Annotated in this window: 25 protein-coding genes; 11 read left to right on the forward strand and 14 right to left on the reverse strand. The window is 41.1% G+C overall.

Annotated features, from left to right (window positions below):
- The first annotated feature begins 192 nt into the window (after window positions 1-192).
- Genes B3143_RS00005 through B3143_RS00015 form a run of 3 tightly spaced genes read left to right on the forward strand, consistent with a single transcriptional unit; the run spans window position 193 to window position 3,703 of the window.
- A complete protein-coding gene (locus B3143_RS00005; protein ID WP_175968052.1) occupies window positions 193-1,197 on the forward strand; it encodes a TAXI family TRAP transporter solute-binding subunit in 1,005 nt (334 codons plus the stop codon).
- Window positions 1,197-1,691, forward strand: coding sequence for a DUF1850 domain-containing protein (locus B3143_RS00010; protein ID WP_286716284.1), 495 nt, complete (start codon window positions 1,197-1,199; stop codon window positions 1,689-1,691). The genes B3143_RS00005 and B3143_RS00010 overlap by 1 nt, the downstream gene beginning before the upstream one ends.
- Window positions 1,688-3,703, forward strand: coding sequence for a TRAP transporter permease (locus tag B3143_RS00015; RefSeq protein WP_175968054.1), 2,016 nt, complete (start codon window positions 1,688-1,690; stop codon window positions 3,701-3,703). The genes B3143_RS00010 and B3143_RS00015 overlap by 4 nt, the downstream gene beginning before the upstream one ends.
- A gap of 39 nt (window positions 3,704-3,742) precedes the next feature.
- Here the strand turns inward: B3143_RS00015 and apbC are convergent, their stop codons facing one another.
- Together apbC and B3143_RS00025 are read right to left on the reverse strand one after the other, a co-directional pair.
- Window positions 3,743-5,002, reverse strand: coding sequence for an iron-sulfur cluster carrier protein ApbC (gene apbC / locus B3143_RS00020; RefSeq protein WP_286739038.1), 1,260 nt, complete (start codon window positions 5,000-5,002; stop codon window positions 3,743-3,745).
- A 288-nt stretch (window positions 5,003-5,290) separates the two neighbouring features.
- A complete protein-coding gene (locus B3143_RS00025) occupies window positions 5,291-6,094 on the reverse strand; it encodes a hypothetical protein (RefSeq protein ID WP_286739040.1) in 804 nt (267 codons plus the stop codon).
- A gap of 314 nt (window positions 6,095-6,408) precedes the next feature.
- On the opposite strand from B3143_RS00025, the gene metG reads away from it, so the two are divergent.
- Window positions 6,409-8,466 (forward strand): methionine--tRNA ligase, encoded by a 2,058-nt coding sequence (gene metG / locus B3143_RS00030; RefSeq protein WP_286739042.1) that lies wholly within the window; start codon window positions 6,409-6,411, stop codon window positions 8,464-8,466.
- A 197-nt stretch (window positions 8,467-8,663) separates the two neighbouring features.
- A complete protein-coding gene (locus B3143_RS00035; protein ID WP_034581100.1) occupies window positions 8,664-9,020 on the forward strand; it encodes a hypothetical protein in 357 nt (118 codons plus the stop codon).
- Between the two features lie 65 nt (window positions 9,021-9,085).
- Here B3143_RS00035 and B3143_RS15210 read toward each other — a convergent pair whose 3' ends face one another.
- A complete protein-coding gene (locus B3143_RS15210) occupies window positions 9,086-9,202 on the reverse strand; it encodes a hypothetical protein (protein ID WP_373683639.1) in 117 nt (38 codons plus the stop codon).
- A gap of 267 nt (window positions 9,203-9,469) precedes the next feature.
- Between B3143_RS15210 and B3143_RS00040 the strand changes: the two genes are divergently transcribed.
- Complete coding sequence (locus tag B3143_RS00040) at window positions 9,470-10,450, forward strand: MBL fold metallo-hydrolase (RefSeq protein WP_286739043.1); 981 nt, start codon at window positions 9,470-9,472, stop codon at window positions 10,448-10,450.
- 450 nt (window positions 10,451-10,900) lie between these two features.
- Window positions 10,901-12,088: an ammonium transporter gene (locus B3143_RS00045; RefSeq protein WP_286739046.1), complete on the forward strand. Its 1,188-nt coding sequence runs from the start codon at window positions 10,901-10,903 to the stop codon at window positions 12,086-12,088.
- A 62-nt stretch (window positions 12,089-12,150) separates the two neighbouring features.
- On the opposite strand, the gene B3143_RS00050 is transcribed toward B3143_RS00045, so the two are convergent.
- Both B3143_RS00050 and B3143_RS00055 read right to left on the reverse strand, forming a co-directional pair.
- Complete coding sequence (locus tag B3143_RS00050) at window positions 12,151-12,774, reverse strand: LysE family translocator (protein WP_286739049.1); 624 nt, start codon at window positions 12,772-12,774, stop codon at window positions 12,151-12,153.
- A gap of 102 nt (window positions 12,775-12,876) precedes the next feature.
- Window positions 12,877-13,059 carry an NF038215 family lipoprotein gene (locus B3143_RS00055; RefSeq protein WP_286739051.1) on the reverse strand — a complete coding sequence of 61 codons (183 nt, stop codon included), beginning with the start codon at window positions 13,057-13,059 and terminating at the stop codon, window positions 12,877-12,879.
- Between the two features lie 178 nt (window positions 13,060-13,237).
- Here B3143_RS00055 and B3143_RS00060 point away from each other — a divergent pair, with 178 nt between their 5' ends.
- Window positions 13,238-14,098: a 1-aminocyclopropane-1-carboxylate deaminase/D-cysteine desulfhydrase gene (locus B3143_RS00060; RefSeq protein WP_286739054.1), complete on the forward strand. Its 861-nt coding sequence runs from the start codon at window positions 13,238-13,240 to the stop codon at window positions 14,096-14,098.
- 24 nt (window positions 14,099-14,122) lie between these two features.
- Here B3143_RS00060 and B3143_RS00065 read toward each other — a convergent pair whose 3' ends face one another.
- A complete protein-coding gene (locus B3143_RS00065) occupies window positions 14,123-14,446 on the reverse strand; it encodes a DUF4870 family protein (protein ID WP_104425831.1) in 324 nt (107 codons plus the stop codon).
- A gap of 188 nt (window positions 14,447-14,634) precedes the next feature.
- Between B3143_RS00065 and B3143_RS00070 the strand changes: the two genes are divergently transcribed.
- Window positions 14,635-15,834, forward strand: coding sequence for an NAD(P)/FAD-dependent oxidoreductase (locus B3143_RS00070; RefSeq protein WP_286713249.1), 1,200 nt, complete (start codon window positions 14,635-14,637; stop codon window positions 15,832-15,834).
- A 35-nt stretch (window positions 15,835-15,869) separates the two neighbouring features.
- Here B3143_RS00070 and B3143_RS00075 read toward each other — a convergent pair whose 3' ends face one another.
- The 4 genes from B3143_RS00075 to B3143_RS00090 form a co-directional block, all read right to left on the reverse strand.
- The gene (locus tag B3143_RS00075) at window positions 15,870-16,022 is read right to left on the reverse strand and encodes a hypothetical protein (RefSeq protein ID WP_286739057.1); all 153 of its coding nucleotides are present in this window, start codon (window positions 16,020-16,022) and stop codon (window positions 15,870-15,872) included.
- A 129-nt stretch (window positions 16,023-16,151) separates the two neighbouring features.
- Window positions 16,152-16,319, reverse strand: a complete 168-nt coding sequence (locus B3143_RS00080) for a hypothetical protein (RefSeq protein ID WP_004785046.1) — start codon at window positions 16,317-16,319, stop codon at window positions 16,152-16,154.
- 67 nt (window positions 16,320-16,386) lie between these two features.
- Entirely contained in the window at window positions 16,387-18,222 is a 1,836-nt protein-coding gene (locus B3143_RS00085; RefSeq protein ID WP_286739059.1) for a mechanosensitive ion channel, read from the reverse strand.
- Between the two features lie 198 nt (window positions 18,223-18,420).
- The gene (locus tag B3143_RS00090; protein WP_034702043.1) at window positions 18,421-18,774 is read right to left on the reverse strand and encodes a hypothetical protein; all 354 of its coding nucleotides are present in this window, start codon (window positions 18,772-18,774) and stop codon (window positions 18,421-18,423) included.
- A 407-nt stretch (window positions 18,775-19,181) separates the two neighbouring features.
- Between B3143_RS00090 and B3143_RS00095 the strand changes: the two genes are divergently transcribed.
- On the forward strand, window positions 19,182-19,604 hold the full coding sequence (locus tag B3143_RS00095; RefSeq protein ID WP_005237048.1) for a hypothetical protein: 423 nt from the start codon (window positions 19,182-19,184) through the stop codon (window positions 19,602-19,604).
- A gap of 315 nt (window positions 19,605-19,919) precedes the next feature.
- Here B3143_RS00095 and B3143_RS00100 read toward each other — a convergent pair whose 3' ends face one another.
- The gene (locus B3143_RS00100) at window positions 19,920-20,681 is read right to left on the reverse strand and encodes a ferredoxin--NADP reductase (protein WP_104425830.1); all 762 of its coding nucleotides are present in this window, start codon (window positions 20,679-20,681) and stop codon (window positions 19,920-19,922) included.
- Window positions 20,682-20,766: 85 nt separating this feature from the next.
- On the opposite strand from B3143_RS00100, the gene gigC reads away from it, so the two are divergent.
- Window positions 20,767-21,645, forward strand: a complete 879-nt coding sequence (gene gigC, locus B3143_RS00105; protein WP_104425829.1) for a LysR family transcriptional regulator GigC — start codon at window positions 20,767-20,769, stop codon at window positions 21,643-21,645.
- Window positions 21,646-21,685: 40 nt separating this feature from the next.
- Here the strand turns inward: gigC and B3143_RS00110 are convergent, their stop codons facing one another.
- The 3 genes from B3143_RS00110 to B3143_RS00115 all read right to left on the reverse strand — a co-directional run bounded on the left by B3143_RS00110 (window position 21,686) and on the right by B3143_RS00115 (window position 22,914).
- Window positions 21,686-22,288 carry an excalibur calcium-binding domain-containing protein gene (locus B3143_RS00110; RefSeq protein ID WP_376745112.1) on the reverse strand — a complete coding sequence of 201 codons (603 nt, stop codon included), beginning with the start codon at window positions 22,286-22,288 and terminating at the stop codon, window positions 21,686-21,688.
- A complete protein-coding gene (locus B3143_RS15215; protein ID WP_376745113.1) occupies window positions 22,239-22,418 on the reverse strand; it encodes a cold-shock protein in 180 nt (59 codons plus the stop codon). The genes B3143_RS00110 and B3143_RS15215 overlap by 50 nt, the downstream gene beginning before the upstream one ends.
- Window positions 22,419-22,551: 133 nt before the next feature.
- Window positions 22,552-22,914 (reverse strand): hypothetical protein, encoded by a 363-nt coding sequence (locus B3143_RS00115; RefSeq protein ID WP_104425828.1) that lies wholly within the window; start codon window positions 22,912-22,914, stop codon window positions 22,552-22,554.
- Window positions 22,915-23,108 lie beyond the last annotated feature (194 nt).

A 23,108-nucleotide genomic window follows, 5' to 3' on the forward strand; every position in this document is an offset into this window, starting at 1 on the left:
AATAGTGCGTAAGTCCTAGATAAAATAAATTTTTGAAAAAAATGCTATTAAAGGTATTCAGATAAAATAATTGCTGTTAAATTGTACAAGGACAACAATTGATAATTCACATTTTTTTAACATTCAGACGGTTTAGTATATTGTTGTTTTAATTATATTTTAAGAACTACAGAATAATATCAGGAGTCATATATGAATAAATGGATCAAACTTTCAGTCATGAGTTTAGCGCTATCAGGCGTAGCTGCTTGCTCGAATGATAATGCACAAAATAAATCAGATCATCAGGCTGCATCTGGCGAGAGTGTCGCTGCAGATAAACTGCAAACCCGATTTGTCAATATTGCGACAGGCGGTGCCTCAGGTCCTTATAATGTCATCGGAACAGGATTGGCTGAAATCTATAACAAGACCTACGGCGTGAGTTCCAAAACCCAAACCACAGGGGCTTCTGTCGAAAATCTAAATTTATTAAAACAGAACAAAGTTGAAATGGCCTTTGTCATGAGCGACAGCTTAACCGAAGCAATTAATGGTCAAGGCAGTTTTAGTTCTAAAATTGACAACGTGCAGCAGATCGCTGCGCTTTATCCGAACTATGTGCAAATCGTAACCTCAAAGCGCTCTGGTATCAAAAATATTGAAGATCTCAAGGGCAAACGTATTGCGGTGGGCGCCCAGAATTCAGGTGTAGAAGTGAATGCCCGTACTCTATTGAACGGTTTTGGTATCACTTATAAGGATGTCAAAGTAGATTACTTAGGTTATGCCGAAGCAGCGGATGCCTTGAAAGGCGGAAAATTGGATGCAGCCTTCCTGACCAGTGGTCTTCCAAACTCCTCCCTAATGGAACTGCAACAGGGTTTTGACCTTCAATTGGTCAGCATCAATCCAGATAAAGTGAAAGCGATTGCCAAAGATCAGGCGTATTTCCTGCCAATGACCATTCCTAAAGGGACCTATGGCAATGCTGAAGATATTCCAACAGCAGCGATCATGAATGCATTGGTGGTTCGCTCAGATTTGTCTACCGATGATGTATATAAGCTAACCAAGACGTTCTTCTCCAGCCTGGATCAGCTGGCAAATTCGCATCAGGCTGCTAAAGAAATCACTTTAGAAGGTGCACAAAAAGGTCTGGTTGCTCCACTGCATCCGGGCGCGCAAAAATTCTATGATGAGAATAAAGCGAACTGATGAAATGGATACAAGGTGCAGCGATTGCTGCACTTTTTAGTTTGGCTACTTTTTTTATTACCTGTGTTTGGATGACATTTTCGTATATTTTTGTGGAAGTGAAAGAGCAAAATTTCCAGTGCAAAATTGACCAGAAATCTTTTCAGCTGAGCTGGATGCATTCGGTAGAAAGAACACAGTGGAAAGAACGTTATTTTCTAGACAAGGATCATTTCATTCTGACAGACACTCAGTTCATTTCATTTGGTGCAGGTACACCTGATCAAGGTACTATTACTCGACAGGATGATGGCAATATCCATATGCAAATCAACCGGAAGATGAAAGAAATCAATTGGGTGATTTCACGCAGAATGCAGGGAAAAATTGAGAGTATTGAGAGTGCTGATCGGATCTGGAATATTTATCAGGATTTTCCTGACTATAGCACGGTACAGATCTCTATAAAAAAAGACAGCCTATGGAAAAAAAGAGGTTTAAATGATTGCCTATGAATCCACAAGAAACAAGAAATGTGACCGAAGCACTGGATGATCAACAGCAACAAGAATTATTAGAAAAATTTGACCGTGAATCTGTCACTCGCAATCCGATCAACAAATCGGTTCGCTGGTTTATTGCTGCCTTGGCAATATCCTATTCGTTATTTCATCTTTATATTACTTTTAATCCCTTGCCAGAACTGATTCAACGTGCAGCCCATGTATCCATTGGTCTGGCGCTGATTTTCTTGTTGTATCCAGCACGTCAGGCCAGTAGCCGGCAAAAGGTCGCATGGACGGACTGGATTTGGGTCATTGCCTCTTTTGCTTCTTTCTTTTATTTGTTTAAAGAATACCAAGCCATTATGACTACCCGGGGAGGCATTCCCAATACACTGGACATTGTCTTCTCAATTATGACGGTAGTATTGGTGGTTGAGGCTGCTCGAAGGGTAATGGGCTGGATGTTGCCGATCTTGGGACTGATTTTCTTAAGCTATCCATTTGTCAGTCATTTTGACTGGATGCCGGATCGCTTGCTCACTCGCCCCTATACATTCAGTGATATTTTCGGGCAAATGTATCTGAAGACTGAAGGTTTATATTCTTCAGCCATTGGTGCTTCAGTCACCTTCATTTTCTTGTTTATCCTGTTTGGTGCATTTTTGGCGAAATCGGGAATGGGAAAATTATTCAATGATCTGGCCATGGCACTTGCCGGTCATAAGCAAGGTGGGCCAGCCAAAGTTGCGGTGATTTCCAGCGGTTTTATGGGTAGTATTAATGGTACGGCGGTTGCCAATGTCGTAGGAACCGGTTCATTTACCATTCCCTTGATGAAAAAAATTGGCTACCACAAAAACTTTGCCGGTGCAGTGGAAGCCAGTGCTTCTGTAGGTGGGCAGATTTTACCTCCAGTCATGGGGGCTAGTGCATTCATCATGGCCGAAACAACTGGTGTCAGTTATGGCACGATTGCCTTAGCCGCGGTATTGCCTGCCCTACTGTATTACCTCGGTGTGATGGCACAAGTCCATTTCAGAGCAGGTCGGGATAATCTTAAAGGCGTTCCCAAAGCAGACTTGCCACGAGTCAAAGAAGTTCTGAAAGAGCGCGGACATTTATTACTTCCAATTATTGCGCTTGTGGTGTTCTTATTCCAGTCAATTCCGGTCAGCTATGCAGCGGTTTATACTATTTTATTAACCATCGTTGTTGCTGCATTTAGAAAATCTACGCGGATGGGACCGAAGGAAATCCTGGAAGCACTGGCAGATGGTGCTAAACAGTCACTCTCTGTGATGTCTGCCTGTGCAGTGGTGGGTATTATTATCGGTGTGGTCAGCTTGACCAGTTTTGGCTCGGTAATGACCTCTTCAATTATGAGTATTGGTGCAGGCAGTCTGTTTCTAACACTGTTTTTTACCATGATTGCATCGATGATTTTGGGTATGGGCCTACCATCCATTCCTGCCTATATTATTACCGCAACCATGGCAGCTCCGGCTTTAGCCAACTTTGATATTCCAATCCTAGTTGCGCATATGTTCGTGTTCTATTTTGGCCTGTTTGCCAATATTACCCCACCCGTCGCCTTGGCCGCCTTTGCCGGTGCCGGGATTGCGGGTGGTGATCCAATGCGGACTGGATTCCTGGCACTACGCCTATCTCTGGCTGGCTTTATTGTGCCATTCCTGTTTGTCTATAACCCGGCGATGCTGATGATTGATACAACAGATATTGCCGTGAATGCCAAAGAATTTGCCTTACCGGCATGGAATGTCATTTTAAGTATTACTGTGACGTCGATTGTCGGCATTCTGGCACTTGGCGCTGCAGTAGAAGGCTATTTTAAAATAGCTCTGAGCTGGTTCTGGCGCATCTTCCTGGGGGTTGGCGCACTCATGATGATTGTGCCTGAGACCATGACCGATATTATCGGCACCATCATGGTGATTATTGCAATTGGCTTTAATATCATTCAGGCAAGAAAAGAAAATACAGTTGCTACTAAAACCTCATAAAAAAGAGAGCCTCGGCTCTCTTTTTTTCACTATAGAATCTTAGAAAATACGAGTTTTATCTTTTTCTGCTTTTGGCAATTTCGCTGCAATTTTCTTGGCAATGGTCATGTAACTTTCAGCAGCATCATCTCCAGCAATCACTGAAGGCTTACCGGCATCGGCATTTTCACGAATTACTGCATTCAAAGGCAGACGACCGAGCAATGGAATATTGTATTGCTCTGACAGTTTATCACCGCCGCCTTTACCAAAGATCTGTTCTTCATGACCGCAGTTCGAACAGATATGGGTCGACATATTTTCGACTACTCCCATCACTGGAATCTGCACACGGTTAAACAGTTCAATACCTTTGGTTGCATCCAACAATGCCACATTTTGCGGTGTGGTCACAATCACAGCACCTGTGACTGGAATACGCTGAGCAAGCGTTAACTGGATATCACCTGTACCTGGTGGCATGTCGATCATCAATACATCCAGATCCGGCCATAAGGTTTGATTGAATAGCTGCATCAAAGCGCCCGTTGCTTTAGGACCACGCCAAGCAACCGGCGTATTATTATCACCCGTTAAGTGCCCAATCGACAGTACTGCCATACCGTAAGCATCGAGTGGGACAAACTGCTCGGCTTCGATCATCGGGGTCTTGCCAGCATTGCCGAGCATCGTCGGAATACTTGGACCATAAATATCCGCATCCAGTACCCCCACTTTCAAACCTAATTTTTGCAAAGCCAAAGCCAGATTCACAGTCGTTGTAGATTTACCAACACCGCCCTTGCCTGAAGAGACTAGAATGACATTCTGAATACGTGGATGCTTCGGCACATCACGTTGCTGTGGAGCAGCTTTCTGGATCGGCGGATTATTTGGGTCAGCTTCTGCTTGAGCTGCATGACCTGAAGCATCAACCACAGGTGGCAGATTCGATTTTGAAGCAGCAGTTTGCGGCTGGCTGGAACAGCTCTCGCCTTCTGCATGATGATGTCCACAACCGCCTTCTTTCTTATGAGCCGTCTTTTGCTGAATCACATGCAGGTTTAGTTCTTTAATACCGCATTTCTCTAGCGCATCCGCCAGTTCATCATGAATCTGCTGTAACTGCTCTTTTTCTTCCGGATAAGTATTAATGGTGATTTGCAGAATCTCGCCTTGCACATTGACCTGTGTAATCCGGTCTTTCAATGCATTGCTAGAATTTGGCAAGACATAGTTTTGCAGTACGTTCTGCACAGCTTCTTCGTTCACCTCCTTGGAAGGCGAAAAAACCGATTTAAGCGAAGAAAGCCAGGACATAGGTTACTCCAAAAATATAGATAGACATCTGAATAGCTTAGTTTAACGAGGTTTTTGGCTCAGGTTAAGCAATCTGTATTCACAAGCCCAAAAGACAAATATGATTTCCAACTATTTTACTTGGTTTTAAAGGGTTACAGGGAAGAAAATTTATAAAGTCAGCATCACATCTTATTTATTGCTTTATATTATTGATATTTAAAATTTTAAATCAAATTAATTAGATAGTATCCATTAAAAAACCACTTCATTCAAAAACTGAATGAAGTGGTTTTCGACATGAAATGATTATTTATGATTTTTATCTTGATCGGTCTTGTTTTGCCCAGATTGATCAGCCTTATCCTGATCCTTTTTAGCATCATCTTTGTTATTGGTCTGAGCTGATTTTTGGTCCTTATCCTTAGCATCCTTAGAAGAAGAATCCTGATCCTCCTTTTTAGAATCATCTGACTGAGATTGATCATCGCCTTTCATTTTGGTCATGGTTTCAGCCGCCATCTGTTTCAACTCATTCAGTTTCGTAGCAGCTTCATTTACCAAATCACTAATTTTGACCTTGGTATCTTCAAACTTGTGTAGCGCTTCATCTTTTAAATTTGCCATACGATCCTGGTCAGTCTGATTCGCTGATTTATCTCCAGAAGTATGATCCTGTGCCTTTTTAGAATCATCTGAACCTTGCTCACCATTTTTTTGGCTGTCTGATTTGCCATTTTTTAGCTCATTCAGAATCTTTTCGCCTTTTTGCAATAGCTCTTCACCAATTGCGATGGCTTTCGCCTTTAAGTCATCCATCTTGGTACTTTCAGCTTTTTTATCTGATTGATCACCATGATTAGATTGGTCATTTTTAGACGCATCTTTTTGCTCTGACTGCTGATTACCAGATGCTTTAGAGTCTTGCTGATTATCAGACTTTTCATCAGCACCATTTTTTTGGGCTTCTAGGACTTCTTCATGTTTCTGCTTATGCTGTTTATCAATCTCGTTCTGCTTTTGCTCTTGTTCAATCTTGTCATGCAGCTCTCGTGCATGTTGTTCTTTATCTTGATTCTGTTTTGAAGTACTTGTCTGGTTATTCTGAGTCATGAGTACCCTCCTAAGGCGTCATAATAAAAATGATCAGCTAAATTTTTAGCACAAAGCATGCAATGACGTGGATGAATTAAGCAAACTGCAACAAAGCCTGTACATGTTGTTGCTATTGATTGCAGGAAGTAGCATCAACTTATCTCAATCGAATTTTTACGGGCCAATTACCCGTCTATAGCCAGTTTTTGTATTCTGAATATTCAGCCTGATTTATTCCTGAGGCTTCTGTAAAAGCATTTCTTTGTAATCCCTTCTGCATCATGTAAAATTATGGCCCATTGCATAATGAATACGAATGAGAGAGTGAATCCGTGCGTAAAATCCTAGTCACCAATGCCCTTCCTTACGCCAATGGCCCGATTCATATGGGTCACTTACTCGGCTATATCCAGGCTGATATATGGGTACGTGCGATGCGTGCAATGGGTCATGACGTGACGTATGTCTGTGCGGATGATGCTCATGGTACAGCGATCATGCTGCGTGCTGAGGCAAATGGCATTTCACCTGAAGCACAGATCGCCAATGTGCAAAAAGAACACATTCGTGACTTTGACGGTTTCGGTGTGCATTTCGATCATTATGACTCTACCCACAGTGCTACCAACTGCGCCCGCGCTTCAGAAATCTATATCAAAAACCGTGAAGCCGGCAATATTGCAGTTCGCCCTGTAACCCAGTTATTTGACCCTGAAAAAGGCATGTTCCTGTCAGACCGTTTCATTAAGGGTACATGCCCAAAATGTAAGGCGGAAGATCAATACGGCGATTCATGTGAAGTTTGCGGTACAACTTACAACGCGACTGAATTATTAAATCCAAAATCGACTTTAAGCGGTGCGACTCCTGTTGAGAAATCATCAGATCACTACTTCTTTAAACTGCCAAATTTTGGTGAATACCTGCAAAAATGGACCCGTGATGAAGGTCGTCTACCCGTATCTATCGCCAACAAACTGGATGAATGGTTTGATAATGGCTTGAATGACTGGGATATCTCACGTGATGCGCCTTATTTCGGTTTTGAAATTCCAGATGCACCAAACAAATATTTCTATGTTTGGGTGGATGCTCCGATCGGCTATATGTCGAGCTTCGAAAATTACATCAAAACCAAACGTCCAGATTTAAGCTTTGATGACTTTTGGAAAAAAGATTCTAAAAATGAAGTCTATCACTTCATTGGTAAAGACATCGTTTACTTCCATGCCCTGTTCTGGCCTGCAATGCTGGAAGGTGCAGACTACCGTACACCAACCGGTTTATTCGTGAACGGCTTCCTGACTGTAAATGGTCAGAAGATGTCGAAATCTCGCGGTACCTTCATTAAAGCTGAAACTTATTTACAGCACTTGAATCCTGAATACCTGCGCTATTACTTTGCTTCTAAACTTTCTGACAAGGTTGAAGACTCTGACCTGAATCTGGATGACTTCGTTCAGAAAGTGAACTCTGACTTGGTTGGTAAAGTCGTCAACATTGCCAGCCGTTGTGCAAAATTCATCAATACCAAGTTTGATAACAAGCTAAGTGCAACTTGTGCCGAGCCTGAACTGGTGCAAAGCTTTATTGATGCTGGTGACTCAATTGCCAAAGCATATGAAACCCGTGAATTCTCGGCAGCGATCCGTGAAATCATGGCACTTGCAGATAAAGCCAACCAGTACATTGATGAGAAAAAACCTTGGGCTTTAGCGAAAATTGAAGGTGAAGAACAGCAAGTTCATAACGTGTGTTCTGTAGGTATTAACCTATTCCGTCAATTGGCTGTGTATTTAGCTCCAGTGTTACCAACCTTGGCTGCTCAGGTTCAGAACTTTCTTAAACTGGCTTCTTTCGACTTTGCTTCACGTACAGAAATCTTGACTGGTCATGAAATTGCGTTGTTCCAGCCACTAATGCAACGTGTTGATCCGAAAGCTGTGGCTGCGATGGTCGATGCCTCTAAAGATTCTTTAGCTGCACCTGCGGAAGCACCAAAAGCTGAAAAGAAAAAAGAGAAAGCCAAAGAGAAGAAAGCTGAGCCTAAAGTGGGCGAAGCTGAAATCATTAATATTGATGACTTCATCAAAGTTGACCTGCGTGTAGCGGAAGTTCTGGATGCTGCAATCGTTGAAGGTTCTGACAAACTGCTGCAATTGACTTTGAATGTTGGTGAAGCTGAGCCACGTAACGTATTTAGCGGTATCCGTGAGTTCTATCAACCTGAAGATCTGAAAGGTAAACTGGTGGTGATGGTCGCTAACCTTGCACCACGTAAGATGCGTTTTGGTATTTCAAACGGTATGGTACTCGCTGCGGGTAATGGCGACGGTGTTTGGGTGATTTCGCCTGAATCTGGTGCTAAACCGGGTGATAAAGTTTCTTAAGATTTAGGTCTTAGATAGAAGAAAAGCCTCTACTGATGTAGGGGCTTTTTATTTAATCTAATAAAATAATACTTAGCCAATAGAAGTTTTTCACCTTTAGATTTTTTAACATTTATACAATTTATTTTCTTGTTTTTAAAAAATATATCTATAGAATCTAAACGCTTTTTTTATTTTTAGAATTATTCGGGGTAAACATGAAAAAATTACTAGTTTCAGCTTTAGCAGCATCAACAATTGTATTCACAGGATGTTCAGTTCGTATGGCTGATATGACTGTAGCTTCAACGAAAAACTTCAACCTAAACTCAACTCAGTTCGTTAAAGGCGAACGCGTTAAAGGCGAAGATAAAGTTCCAGTAATTTTATTCCCTTTAGGTATTCCTAATTTCAAAACAGCAGTAGATCGTGCAATTGAAAAAGATCGTTGTGCAGTAGCACTTTCTGATGTAGTCATCACTCAACTAAATCAAGCATTTCTTGTAGGCCAAATTGGCTATCGCGTAGAAGGCACTCAAATTATTGACCGTTCTCAGCCTGAATGCAGTAAATAATTGCTTATTAAAAAAGCCTCTATCTTTAGAGGCTTTTTTACGTCGATCTATAAATCGGATAGCACTTATTTATCGAGAAAAAATTCCCAGATGACATAGCCAATGCCGAAGCCTAGCAATGAATATAAGGTAATAATGAAAAATACAAATGCTGCATTATTTTTCTTTTTCCAAAAACTCATAGCGATACCCAAGGCTGTTTGCAATACCCCATGTTAACGGGCTTTTTTATAAAAGTGAAATTTATCTAAGTATTTTATTTATAAAAATATTTTTAGATAAAAAATCTTTTATTTCCTTACAAAATCAATATACAGATTCAAACTGAATGCCTAGTACAGATATTCAATTTCTCTTATCTCTTTAAAAAAAGGTAAATATTTTTATATTCTATTTTCATGCTTTACATGCTAATACATAGCATAAACTTCACAACCATAAGAATTGCCATGAATATTTTAAGGACATCCCTTCTCACTTCTTTACTTTCATTTTCTGTTTTGAGTGTAAGTGTGAGTCAGGCTGCTGAACCTGCAACAATTGCTTCATCAAAACAAGTCGCCGGCTACTATCATCACCAAATTGGTAATACTCAGATTACTGCCCTGCTCGATGGTACAAACTACTTAAATCCATCGATGTTTAGAGGCCTAAGTGATGCAGAAAAGACTGAGATTTTGAAGAAATATCATGCCGATCAAGCCAAAGGTATACAGACTTCAGTCAATGCTTTCCTGATTAATACAGATAATCAACTACTCATGGTCGACAGCGGTGCTGCAAGCTGCTTTGGTGCGCACTTAGGGTCAATTTATAACAACCTCAAGGCATCAGGTTATCAGCCAACGCAAGTAAGTGGCATTTTCCTGACTCATCTCCACCCTGATCATGTTTGTGGCATTTCAAATAACGGCGCAGCAAATTATCCAAATACCACCTTACATATTTCTAAAACCGAATATGACTACTGGCTAAGTCCAAATACCGTTACAAAACTACCGAAAGACCAGCAGGAGGGTTTCTTAGGCACCGTAGAGAAAATTAAAGCAGCCCTTGCACCCTATGAAAAAGCTAAAAAAGTGAAAGTCTTTTCTGATAAATCTTTAGCCTTTGGTGGGATCGAGTTTAAGCCATCCTTTGGTCATACCCCAGGGCATTACAGCTTTAAACTCAAAGCAGATGGTCAAGAAATCGTATTTGTCGGTGACATCGTCCATTCACATACCTTGCAATTCGACAAACCTGAAACAGCCATAGAATTCGATGTTGATCCTAAAACTGCGGTGCAAACCCGTTTAAAGCATTTCGCTGAATATGCCAAGCAAGGCCAGACCATTGCAGCACCACATTTACCATTCCCAGGGATCGGTCATATTTACTCAAAAGATGGAGAGAGCTATCAGTGGATTCCTGTGCATTTTAAAGATTAATTGAATACTTCAGAGATTTTAGCTCCGGATGAAACCCTAATTTTTTAGGGTTTTATTTATTGGAGATATAGCTAAGTTATAGTCTATATAACTTCTAAAATTTAAAACCATGATGTACTTTTGCAATTCAAAATTATCTTTCACTTAATTTTTTTAAATTTTTTCTTAAAAATCCTTTCACTTTTCATGCGCACCTTTAGCACACATTTTTAACACGCCATTTTCTGTGATAAAGCTAAATATCTAAAAAACAAAATATAAATTCAAATTTTATCTTTTCTTATGATGTCTTAGTTTGGTGCATAAAATTCTATTGTGCTTTATATCGAGTCTTGTCAGTTTCAAGAAATTCTTTATCAAAATTTCCCTTGTTAGTAACTCTTTTCGAATCAGTTTGCCTCTATATACTGGATTTCTTTTGTGATTCTATGCACTAAATTGGAACGCACAATGCAAAATATAGACTTATTATTTCTCCTTCTCGGTGCAGTTCTAGTGCTTGCCATGCATGCAGGATTTGCATTTTTAGAACTAGGGACAGTTCGCCATAAGAATCAGGTCAATGCCTTAAGTAAAATTCTCACTGACTTTTCCCTATCCGCCATCGCTTACTTTCTGGTGGGCTATTATATTGCCTATGGTCAGCATTTTTTCCATGATGCCTCTACTTTAGCAGCCGATCATGGTTATAACCTGATGCGCTGTTTCTTCCTGCTGACCTTTGCCGCAGCTATTCCTGCGATTATCTCGGGAGGTATTGCTGAACGCGCTAAAATGCGTTCGCAGGCTTTAGCGACTTTATTTTTAGTTGCTCTGATTTATCCATTTTTTGAAGGGATGATCTGGAATGGCAACTTTGGTTTTCAAGACTGGTTGGCAAATACCTTCGGTGCCAACTTCCACGACTTTGCCGGCTCTGTGGTCGTGCATGGCATGGGAGGCTGGATTGCTCTGGCTGCAGTCGTTTTACTTGGTGCACGTAATGGTCGATATAAAAATGATGGCCGGATTACTGCACATCCACCATCATCTATCCCTTTCCTTGCTCTAGGCTCATGGATTCTGATTGTTGGCTGGTTTGGCTTTAATGTAATGAGTGCACAACGCCTGGATGCTATTTCCGGACTGGTTGCGATTAACTCTCTAATGGCGATGGTCGGTGGAACTATTGCAGCAAAAGTAGCGGGTAAAGATGATCCTGGCTTCTTGCACAACGGCCCATTAGCCGGACTGGTGGCCATCTGTGCAGGTTCTGATGTGGTACATCCATTGGGTGCATTATTTATCGGGATCAGTGCAGGCGTGATTTTTGTGAAACTCTTCACCTATACCCAAAATAAACTCAAAGTCGATGATGTATTAGGGGTCTGGCCTTTGCATGGCGTATGTGGTGCTTTTGGTGGAATTGCGGTCGGTGTATTCGGTCAGCAATGGCTCGGAGGCATGGGCGGTGTTTCTCTCATTTCACAATTATTCGGTACCGTACTAGCGATTGTAGTGGCTCTGGCAGGTGGATTTCTGGTTTATGGATTACTGAAAGTATTGATCGGTATTCGTCTAAGTCAGGAAGAAGAATTTACTGGTGCGGATTTATCTATTCACCGGGTCTCGGCTAATTCCGAAGAAAATATTTTTTAAGCACCAAATTAAAAAAGCCCCGAATCATCGGGGCTTTTTTATAGTCTGCGATAATTGGAAAATTACTTCATCCCAAAAATCAGCTTTAATCCCAGCGCGGTCATGACCGCCCCTGCTGCACGGTCAAAACCGGCTTTAAATTTTAAATACACACGACGTGGTTTTTCGGCAGAAAGTGCAACTGCCACCAGCGAGCACCAGCCTGCATCAATAAAGAAACATAAAACCGGCAATACAAAGTAAAAGTAAGTTGGAATTTCTTTTGGTAAAAGCGCAGTAAAAATACTGGCCAATACAATGGCAATTTTAGGATTCGAGAGCTGGGTAATCAAACCTGTCATATAGGCACGACGTAAGGACATCTGAGTTTGACTGTCATCGCCTGCATCGATCGGTTCTTTGGCATGTTTGATAATTTTAAAAGCTAACCAGAGCAGATATAAACCACCACAAATTTTAAGCGCCAGATAAGCAGATGGCACAGCCAGCAAGAATGCCTGTAAACCTAGGACTGCAAGCAGACCAAAAATAGCCGCCCCAGTACCCGTACCTAAAGCTGTAAATAGGCCATGCTTACGTGAGATCGCAATTGAATTTTTCGCTACATAAATAGAAGTCGGTCCTGGGCTCATTGCACCTAACATGAGGGCAAAGGCAATTGAACCTAAAATCCAAAATGATTCCACGTGACCATCCAAACTTAAAATGAATGGCTTATTTTAAGTAAAAATAATTTATTTTGCTTTAATATTTCTACACAGATGATGCAATATTTGTGCGAAATCCTGCTATTTCTTCAGTTGGTCTTGAGCGGTGAGAGATGAATCAAGCATTTTATAATCATGGTCATGCACCGGCACTCCGCCAATAATCATGCTTCGTGCATCAGTTTTAGGTTTATTCAGCGGATCATCACAGCCAGATAAGCCTAAGAGCAATACGCTTAAAATCGTACAGGATAGTATTTTCATTATTCTATCCTCCTCTAAGTTCCCAATAAGATTCAGATTAGCAAATTTGTTTAAATTTTCAGCATATGAATTGTGACAATCTACGAAATTTTATTTTTAGTTTAAGGAGCTCATGATTCTGTCATCCTGCTGATTCAATTTCGCTATAATTTGCTCATTCTTAGCTTATGAAAATACCATGTTTGAAAAAATCGCCCAGCATGTTCCAGACCAGCGCATCTGGCTGAAAGACAGACTTGTAACCATACGCCGTCTGGATCTGGTGCATCCGCAAATATCCGGCAACAAGTTTTTTAAACTAAAATACAATTTTCTGGAAGCACAACAACTTGGCTTCAAAAAGCTACTGACTTTTGGTGGTGCTTATTCCAATCATATTGCAGCAACGGCGTTTGCAGCACGGCAGTTTGGCTTTGAGAGTGCCGGTATTATTCGGGGTGAAGAACTGGCTCATCAGCCTTTAAACCCCACTTTAGCGTTAGCACAACAATTCGGCATGCAGTTACATTTTGTGAGTCGTGAAGAATATCGACTTAAACAGGACGCTAATTATCTAGAAGCGTTAGCACAAAATTTTCCCGCACATTACATCATTCCTGAAGGCGGTACTAATGCATTGGCGATTCGGGGATGTCAGGAGATTCTAAAGGACGGCGATGCACAATTTGACGTGATCTGCTGTGCTGTAGGCACGGGTGGCACGATCACAGGTTTGATTGAAGCCAGCCAGCCTCAGCAACAGGTATTAGGATTTTCTGCCTTAAAAGGCGATTTCCTAAATGAGGATGTGGCTAAGCTGACCACGAAAAGAAACTGGTCCATTCTCGATGATTATTGTTGCGGTGGCTATGCCAAAATCACTCCTGAGCTGATCCAGTTTATACAGCACTTTGAAGCTGAATATGATATTCCCTTAGAGCATATTTATACGGGAAAAATGCTGTTAGGAATTTCCGACCTGATTGAAAAAGGTTATTTTCCAGCAGAAACAAAACTACTGATCCTGCATACTGGTGGACTACAAGGTCGAAATATTTAACTCGCTTAAAGTTCTGATCGAAACTTAAATGCCTATCGGATTATTTTCATTTAAGGCAATCAGCCCTTTTACCAGTCGATAGACATGCCAGACAAAGACCAGAAAAATAATCACAAAACCGATCAGAATTACGGTGAGCAGCCCACCCAGAATATAACCTAGTAAGCTGAACCAGAAGGTTTTAATCTGCCAGTTCACATGACTTTCCAGCCAGGTGCCCCGCATTTCATCACGTTTAATATAATTCATGATAATTGCGATTAATGGGGTTATTCCCAAGAAAAAACCCAGTAGATGAAGAATATAGCTGATCAGATTATATTGTTTGTATGCTGCCGTATCCGTCATAAATTATTCCTTTCATTGTGATTATTTTTTAGGCATAACAAAACTATGCATGAATCCGCCAGCTGCTTCAAATTATTTATGATAAATATTCGCTAACACGCTGTAATTCGGGTAGCCCCTTCCAAGAATAGAGAAAGCTGAAATAAAATTGTCTATAATGCTCCCCTTTCTTCTCCCTTGAGTGTGTGATGTCTGTTCAGCAATACGATGTTTTGGTCATAGGTGCAGGTGCATCCGGTTTAATGACAGCCTATATGGCAGCACAACGTGGTCGAAAAGTCGTAGTCGTTGAAAAAGCCAATAAGGTGGGTAAAAAAATTCTAATGTCTGGTGGCGGCAAATGTAATTTCACCAACCTCTATGTCGAACCTGAAAATTTCATCTCGCATAATCCGCATTTCGTGATTTCAGCACTGACCCGCTATACCAATTGGGATTTTATTGGTATGGTCTGCGAATATGGCATCGAGTATGAAGAACGTAAACATGGACAGTTATTTACCTTAAATGGTGCTAAAGAAATTCTGTCGATGCTACTGTCTGAATGTGACAAGACTGGTCTGGTCGAGATCAAAACCAACTGCGAAGTGAAAGCCGTCAATACTGTGGACGATCATGGATTTCAGGTAGCCACTTCTTTAGGATATTTTGAAGTGGAATCGGTTGTGGTTGCTTCAGGTGGCTTGTCGATTCCGACTCTAGGCGGTTCAGGCATCGGCTATGAGATTGCCAAACAGTTTGGACATCATGTCTATCCAACCCGTGCCGGTCTGGTGCCTTTTACTTTCTCAGATAGTTTCAAGGAAGTCACCACCCGTCTGAGCGGTAATGCAGTTGAAGCCACTCTGTCTAATGATCTAAACAGTTTTACTGAAGCTTTACTGTTTACCCATCGTGGTCTAAGTGGCCCTAGCTCCCTACAACTGTCAAATTACTGGGATGTTGGCCAAAGCTTTAAGGTCGATTTCTTACCAAGTGTCGACCTGTTTGATTTCTTTAAATCTAAAAAACAGAGTCAGCCTAAAGTATTGCTACGCACACTGTTGACCGAACATTTACCAAAGAGCGTAGTGCTAGAATTACAGAATCTGATCTGGCCTGAAGTGGCTGAAACATCCATTGGCAATATTAGTGATGACAAGCTGGAACAGATTGCCAAACGTTTAAGTGGCTTTGAACTGAAGCCTTCTGGAACTGAAGGTTACCGGACAGCCGAGGTGACTTTGGGCGGTGTGGATACAACCGAAGTTTCATCTAAAACCATGGAAAGCAAAAAGCAGAAAGGCTTGTATTTTGTGGGCGAGATACTGGATGTGACTGGTCATTTGGGAGGTTTTAACTTCCAATGGGCATGGTCATCAGCGCATGCCGCATCGGAATATGTTTAATACAGAGATGATCTAGGAAAAAGAAAATACTTTGCTTATTCGAGATAATCCGTTTTAAACAGGTTGAGATTGGCCATATTTTCTAAACGGTCAATCGTCAGTTGCATTTTCTGAGCCGCTTCCTGCAGATGTAATGGTACTCGGTCTGCCATAGATGTCATAAATTTATGCTGCAATGTTTTCCACATATTATTGATCTCCTTTTTCTTTATATTTTTAATGCAAGAAAAATACCAAAATCATTTTAGTATTCACTTGAATATTCTATATTTTTTAAAAAAGAAATTCTATGTGTAGTGACTGAGCAGTGTTCTGGCTTAGTTAAATTCGTCTGGATCAGGTATTTTCTTATCCAGCTCTCGTTCAGCCTGCTCATCCTGTTTACTTTTCACAAAGACAAATCGATAAGCAGCCGTGAAAAAGCCAATGGTAATGCCTGCTATCACTAAGGGTGCTAATAGATTATTCGGTTTCTTGGCATTCATTCAGATTTCCTCATAATTAAAAAAATCGACCACTCAAGTGTGGCCGATTTTGTTTGGATAGAACAGGTTAATTCGGGTCATCTTTTTTTGGATGACTATCGACATTCGGTTCTTCTTCACCTGTAGAACCAAATGGATTATTCGCTGGTGGATGAATTGGATCAACTTGAAGCGAATCCGGTACAGCCTGATCTACATCTGGTGTCACCTGATCTATACCTGAAGCTTCATCATCCTGTGGTGCAGTGGTCAAGGTCGCTGGTGTACTATTGGATAAATTGGTACGCATTGGCGTATTGTCATCTTGTGATTGATCTTGCTTCGGCACAATATTTTCTCCTGTAGTTGAACTGCCTGCACCTGTAGTACCACCGACATCAGCACCTAAGCCTGAAGTCATGATATTGGTTTCATTTTTCAAAGGATTCGGTTCTTTAGCTTCTCGTTTAGCTTTATCGATCAAATCAGTCAGTACACGTTCTGCTGGTTGACGGCCACCGAGACCAAAGGCCAAGGCAAAAGCCACTGCAACAGCACCCAGAGTTAAACCGAAGGCTAGATTCACGATCGAGTCAGCAATGCCCATGGCACGTAGACCCATTGCAATGACCAGACCCATGATCAGTACACGAACCAAGTTTGCTAACCAGCGTGAACTGTTGTATTCACCGCGTTGCACAATGTTGGCAACTACGTTGGCCAGCCAGAAGCCGATCACCAGAATTACAGCACCTAGCAGGATGTTTGCACCGAAGTAGATGAACATCGCAATCAGGCCACTTACCTGTTCAAAGCCTAAACGATCCGCTGCTTCAGAAACCGCAAATAGCATAGTGAACAGTACAATCAGATAACCCACCAAGCTTGATAGTTTGGTTTTGCCCAGGAAGCGTTGTAGATCCAGTTTAGCTGGAACCTCATCTACGCCTGTTCCGGCAACGACTTCAGTTACCAGACGTGCTACCAGTCTAGAAACTACATAAGCCAGAATTAGAATCAGTGCAGCTGCAATGATATTTGGAATGGCATTCATGATCTCATACAGCATTGCAGTTGCTGGTTGAGAAATTGCTTCGATACCCAGTGCTTCAAATGCAATGATTAATGACGTAATAATTACGACTGCAAAGATGAATGAACCAATCAGTTGAGCGACATTCGAGTTTTTGAAAATGCCGACTTTTTCAGCTTGATGTTGAATATTCAAGCTGTTGAGCAAACCTTCGACAATACCGCGAACGATTTTTGCCAGAATGTATCCGACAAATACAATAACTGCAGCAATGAAGATATTAGGCAGATAACTTACGACATCCGTCAGCATGTTCTGCACAGGCAGTAATAAACCGTGTAGACCTAGAATCGACAAGACAATTGGTAAGAACAGCAGTAAAATCAGCCAGTAAACAATTTCACTGATATTTTGGCTAATCGGACTGACACCGACTTCGGCACTCAGCTTTTCATCCAGCTGAGTGCGATCAAGCATTTTTTGCAAGCCGACTTTGACCAGATTCGCCACAATCCATCCAACAAAGGCCACAGCAATAGCCGCCAGCAATTGTGGAATAAAGAGCAGGAACTGCTGGATCATATTACTGAACGGTCCGCTCACTGCTGTCAGATTCAGTACGTTAAGCGCCCCGATCACCGCAATAATCAGAATAATCCAGAACACAACACGAGCGATAATACTCTCGACATTAGAGCGATGTCCTGTCGCTGCATTTAAGTGTGTATTGGTCCCTAGTTTTTGCAAGATTTTTTTAACACCTGCCGAGACGAGTAATGCAATAATCCAACCTAGAACTAATATGGCAATTGCACTAAGAATTGGATGAAACTGATCCCAGTAGTACATGGCATCATAGCCACCACGTGGGCCTCTCATATAATCATTCATGTTTTCTGCCCTCTTTGTTATTACGCTATTTATCTGAATTCACGAGCTTATTTTCGAAATCTTTAGCTCTTTCCGATTACTTATAAAGCTTGAACTTCCTGTGCTTAGCTTGCCTGGAGATACAGAACTTTGAAAAACATCACCACCTATTGCAAAAAAGCTCTAGTCATTAACCAGAGTTTTTTTTAACAATTCCAATTATTGGGTGGCCTGTTGAGCATCAGTTGCAGTGGCTTCTGCTGTATCTTGTGACATTTCGCCTACAGTGGCTGTTGCTTCTGTCATCGCATCATCTGCGGTAGCCATTGCTTCATTGCTTTCACCGCCTGGAGTAGCCGCCGGACTACCATTATTGGCAGGGGCTTCAGTCGCTGGTACCGGTGTATTAGGCTGGGTCGCAGGCGCATCTGGCTTCACATCTGCAAACATATAGAACAGGACTGCCAGTAAAAAGATACCGACCAAAATCAGGATATAGACAGGAATGCGCTTCTTCTGCGTGATTGCTGCCTGATCATGCAAAGGTGGTTTTTTATTAAAATCATCAACCATGACCATTCTCACTCTTTCTTATTCATAAGTAGATTTTTATCATAACAAGCAGTTATCACGGCTTCTGTGACAAAAGATGGTGAGATAGTGAATGGATGTAAGTTATATGTATGAGTCTGATGAACTTGGTATTAGTTTCAAAAAGAGGCATTTTCTAGCCTGAATATACTATGCTCTTATGGTTAGAAACTCTCTTCCGAGACAGTTAATACTGGCGGTTTTTAGCTGATTTATCAGGATTTGAATTATCTATAAAATAGACAATATACCATTATGATTTTATTAAATTTTAAGCACATTTTAAGTGGGTTAAAACATGCTGTAAAAATACCGTTTTTCAATATACCTGCTACTTTGCACAAAATACGTTATAATTATCCACCTTATTTTTCATGCACCCGAGTTTTATGGCGTATCGTCAACAGAGTGTATCGCTTGATCTTGACACTGACGTCACACATCAATGTGCTTTGCACTACACTCGTGATCAGCATCTGATTGGAATCATTGAATTTAGCAAACCTAGCTTTATGCTACGCTGGCAAGATCTGGAATATTTCCGCCGCCGTACTGAAGAAATGTCGGTAATGCCTTTTCCGGACTGCATTAATGCCATGGTCATTGATGTACGGAATGTGGCGGCCTGGCTAGATAATGACGTTCCGATTATTCCATGGCGTCTGCTGGAAGAAGATTGTCCGGTACGTTTAGTTGTGCCCGCGGATCGAATCGAACATTATGCCGGTTTCTTTGAGCCGACCTGGTTAACCACCGATACAGATACTGCCATTCAGGAAATCCGTGACTTTATGGATATGTTTGTACATTAATTCCTGAATAGCAAAAAACCTCCGTATGGAGGTTTTTTTTGTGCCTAAAGAAAATAAAAGTCCCCCCTTTAACAAATGGGGATTTAGGGGGATTCTTTTTAACTTGAAAATATTTTTTCAATTTTAATCCATTTCTAACTTTTAAAAGGCTGTAACTCCCTTTCCTTTTAGGCGATAAGCAGCACTGCTACGTAAGAGAGAGGTAAAAGCCCCTCCTTTGCAAAGGAGGGGTTGGGGAGGATTCAAGAACTGGCAAATAATCTAACTTTAATCCCTCCTAACCTCCCTTTTAGAAAGGGAGGAACTCTGAAGGAATTACCAATAATTCTCTACCGCAATATTTCCTTCACCACGGCGGTTCATGGTCAGGCCACGTGCTTTTAACGCTTCTTTGGTATCTTCGACCATTTCCGGGTTACCACAGAGCATCACATGACTGGTTTCAGGATTAAGCTGGAGTCCTGCTGCCCGTTCAAGTTCTCCATTTTCAATCAAGATCGGTAAACGATGGTGAAGTGCTGCTTCAGGGTCACGGGTAATGATTGGAATAAATTTAAAACCTGTATGACCTCCGCCAAAGGTCTCGGCAATTTCCTGAATACGGTCGACATAAGCCAGTTCGTCTTGCGTACGGACGCTATAAACCAGGTTAATATGTTTATATTTATTCCAGGTTTCAAAGTCTTGCAGCATGGATAAAAATGGTGCCAGACCTGTACCTGTGCCAAGCAGCCATAAATCTTGTGGTAATGGCAATTGATAACGTGCCAAAGTCAGATAGCCATAGGGAATTTTCTCTAAGTAGAGTTCATCACTTACTTTAAGATGTTGTAAATTCGAAGTAAATTTTCCTTCCGGAACCACAATCGAAAAAAATTCCAGTGTTTCATCAAAAGGCGATGACACGACTGAATATGCCCGAACGACCAGTTCATCCCCCACTTTCAAGCCAATACGCGCAAACTGTCCTGCCGTAAACTTGAAATGCGCAGGTCTGGTCATGGTGAAACTAAACAGCGTATTGGTCCAACGGTGTACAGATAAAACCTTTTCTAAGCTAAATTTTTCAATAGGCATGATTCAAACGTGGCATCAAAGACTATGCTCATGGTAGCATGACAGCATAATTTATTAATATTTTTTAAATGTTAAGGCTCTATTCATGCGCATGACTCTACGCCAGTTGGCTGTTTTTGTAGCAGTTGCTCAAGAAGGTACCGTCACCAAAGCCAGTGATGCAGTCAAACTCACCCAAAGTGCGGCGAGTATGGCTTTAGCAGATTTAGAAGATGGTCTTGGCGCACCTTTATTCGACCGTCTAGGCAAGCGTTTACAGCTGAATGATTTAGGTCGTTTTCTTCTCCCGCAAGCACTTGAAATTCTTGGTCGCTGTGAAGCTTTTGAACAAGCTGCTAAAGGTGAACTGCAAAGCATTGACTTGCGTCTCGGTGCGACCCTGACCATTTCCGACTATCTGATGCCAGACCTAATGGCGGATTTCCTGAAAATTCAGCCACAGGCACACTTGCAACTTCAGGTGGGTAATACTCGCCAGATGATTGAAGCCGTCAACCAGTTCCAGCTGGATCTTGCGCTGATTGAAGGTTCTTGTCACTTACCACAGCTGCAATGTATCCATTGGCGTGATGATGAACTCGCGGTGTGCTGTGCTCCCGATCATCCACTTGCTCAGTTAAACCGTCTACTGACTGCAGAAGACTTTAAATCTGTAGAATGGATTCTTCGTGAAGAAGGTTCAGGCACGCGCGAAGTCTTTGACAATGCCATTCTGCAAGATGTTCCAGATGCTAATATCCGTCTGACGCTAGGTCATAATGAAGCAATTCTAAAGATTGTGGCAGGTGGTTTAGGGATGTCCTGTATTTCCAAGCTGGCAATTGAACCTTTACAGGAAAAAGGCCAACTGGTGATTCTGAATACTCCATTCTGGTCACTCACCCGTCCTTTATTTATGCTGGTACACCGCCAGAAATATCAAGGTCCAGGCCTCAAAGCTTTTATGAAATTCTGTGAAGCATAAATTTCACTTTCAATAAAAAGCGCCTTTTGGCGCTTTTTTATTACCTGAATAAATGTCTCTTACTAATTTCTTCCTTAAACTGTCTTTCACATGGAACACCATCATGATTTCCATCCATCTGAGTACCCGGGCAATTTCGCAAAAAGAATACTGCTTCATCATAAGAGCGCATCTGGCTACAATGGGTTCTACCATCACATCGATAAGGTGAAGATACTGAAGTGGATGAGGCAGTACTTCTAATAGGAGTATTTGTGGATACCTCTAAATTCTTCCTTCCTTGTTCACTTAGGCCTTGTTCTGGTAAGTCACCTAAAGCAGCACGTTGTTCTGAAACAAGCCTTTTTTGTTCTTGCATTAAATGCTCAAGTTGCTGTTGCTTTTGTATTTTATAGTTTTGGTATTTTCCATAAACCAATACAGAAAGTATCACGATAATGATTAAACCAATGCCTGTAATCAATTTTGATAAAACTGACTTTTTAGGCTGATGATAAGGTACTGCTCTTTCGATCTGAAGATCATTATGTTGACTAACAATTTTTGAAAGTGTCTTTTGATATGAGATATCTAAACGAACAATATGATCTGCTTTAAACTTGCCTGCATCCTGTATTTTGAGAAACTTTAAACTTTCCCCCAACTTTGGGTGGCACGTTCTTATTTGGGAAGTCTTTAATATGGAAGAATAAATCTTTTGACTCACCAGCTATCTCAATAAAACCAAAACCTCGTTCTTCGTTATAGGTCTTGATCTTCCCCTCTAAAAACATAATTCACTCTATTGTTTGATATTTTTAATTATTGTATTCAAAAAGCGTTTAAAATCCTAAGATAAAAAAAGCACCTTAAGATGCTTTTTTATTTGAATGATGAGACAAATATCTTAGTAAATGAGAACCTAACTTAAATTTCTCCAAAAATCATAAATCCAATTGCTGTTACCAGAATCAACCAAAGTGTAGGACTAAAGAAAATGGTATTGCGTGCCGGATTAACTATCGTAGTAGAAGCTAGAGATGGCAATGCGACTACTTCAGAAACGAACTCTTCCTGACTCTTGATATCCAAACGTACCATATTGTCCAGTTGAATCGCATTTTGCTCTTCAATTATTCTAAATTTAAGTCGTTCTCCGACTTGAGGTACTATTTCAGGTGAAGGTAATTGATCTAACTGAAAATTAAGTTCCTTCGCATTATTTGCCAATTCAATACTTCCCACCCCTCGTACAGCATCATAGGTTTTAATTCTTCCATCTGTGAACATGATATGTGTCCCTAGATCATTCAACAGATGCCTAGTTTATATGGAAGGGATTAAAGGATATTGTTAAGCTTTGGTGGGTATTTTATTGTTTTCGCAACATTCTATAAGCTTTAGATTACACAAGATTCCTACAACTTACATAAATTTATAATTCGAATAAAAAGGAGGCTTTAAACCATTGCTGTCCCACAATT

The organism is Acinetobacter sp. UBA1496 (assembly GCF_002324975.1).
Lineage (GTDB): Bacteria > Pseudomonadota > Gammaproteobacteria > Pseudomonadales > Moraxellaceae > Acinetobacter > Acinetobacter variabilis.

Bases quoted from the DNA above. Each gene is read 5' to 3' on its own strand.
- B3143_RS00005 (WP_175968052.1), top strand. From the start codon at position 193: ATGAATAAATGGATCAAACTTTCAGTCATGAGTTTAGCGCTATCAGGC.
- B3143_RS00010 (WP_286716284.1), top strand. From the start codon at position 1,197: ATGAAATGGATACAAGGTGCAGCGATTGCTGCACTTTTTAGTTTGGCT.
- B3143_RS00015 (WP_175968054.1), top strand. From the start codon at position 1,688: ATGAATCCACAAGAAACAAGAAATGTGACCGAAGCACTGGATGATCAA.
- apbC (WP_286739038.1), bottom strand. From the start codon at position 5,002: ATGTCCTGGCTTTCTTCGCTTAAATCGGTTTTTTCGCCTTCCAAGGAG.
- B3143_RS00025 (WP_286739040.1), bottom strand. From the start codon at position 6,094: ATGACTCAGAATAACCAGACAAGTACTTCAAAACAGAATCAAGATAAA.
- B3143_RS00035 (WP_034581100.1), top strand. From the start codon at position 8,664: ATGAAAAAATTACTAGTTTCAGCTTTAGCAGCATCAACAATTGTATTC.
- B3143_RS15210 (WP_373683639.1), bottom strand. From the start codon at position 9,202: ATGAGTTTTTGGAAAAAGAAAAATAATGCAGCATTTGTATTTTTCATT.
- B3143_RS00040 (WP_286739043.1), top strand. From the start codon at position 9,470: ATGAATATTTTAAGGACATCCCTTCTCACTTCTTTACTTTCATTTTCT.
- B3143_RS00045 (WP_286739046.1), top strand. From the start codon at position 10,901: ATGCAAAATATAGACTTATTATTTCTCCTTCTCGGTGCAGTTCTAGTG.
- B3143_RS00055 (WP_286739051.1), bottom strand. From the start codon at position 13,059: ATGAAAATACTATCCTGTACGATTTTAAGCGTATTGCTCTTAGGCTTA.
- B3143_RS00060 (WP_286739054.1), top strand. From the start codon at position 13,238: ATGTTTGAAAAAATCGCCCAGCATGTTCCAGACCAGCGCATCTGGCTG.
- B3143_RS00065 (WP_104425831.1), bottom strand. From the start codon at position 14,446: ATGACGGATACGGCAGCATACAAACAATATAATCTGATCAGCTATATT.
- B3143_RS00070 (WP_286713249.1), top strand. From the start codon at position 14,635: ATGTCTGTTCAGCAATACGATGTTTTGGTCATAGGTGCAGGTGCATCC.
- B3143_RS00075 (WP_286739057.1), bottom strand. From the start codon at position 16,022: ATGTGGAAAACATTGCAGCATAAATTTATGACATCTATGGCAGACCGA.
- B3143_RS00080 (WP_004785046.1), bottom strand. From the start codon at position 16,319: ATGAATGCCAAGAAACCGAATAATCTATTAGCACCCTTAGTGATAGCA.
- B3143_RS00085 (WP_286739059.1), bottom strand. From the start codon at position 18,222: ATGAATGATTATATGAGAGGCCCACGTGGTGGCTATGATGCCATGTAC.
- B3143_RS00090 (WP_034702043.1), bottom strand. From the start codon at position 18,774: ATGGTTGATGATTTTAATAAAAAACCACCTTTGCATGATCAGGCAGCA.
- B3143_RS00095 (WP_005237048.1), top strand. From the start codon at position 19,182: ATGGCGTATCGTCAACAGAGTGTATCGCTTGATCTTGACACTGACGTC.
- B3143_RS00100 (WP_104425830.1), bottom strand. From the start codon at position 20,681: ATGCCTATTGAAAAATTTAGCTTAGAAAAGGTTTTATCTGTACACCGT.
- gigC (WP_104425829.1), top strand. From the start codon at position 20,767: ATGCGCATGACTCTACGCCAGTTGGCTGTTTTTGTAGCAGTTGCTCAA.
- B3143_RS15215 (WP_376745113.1), bottom strand. From the start codon at position 22,418: ATGTTTTTAGAGGGGAAGATCAAGACCTATAACGAAGAACGAGGTTTT.
- B3143_RS00115 (WP_104425828.1), bottom strand. From the start codon at position 22,914: ATGTTCACAGATGGAAGAATTAAAACCTATGATGCTGTACGAGGGGTG.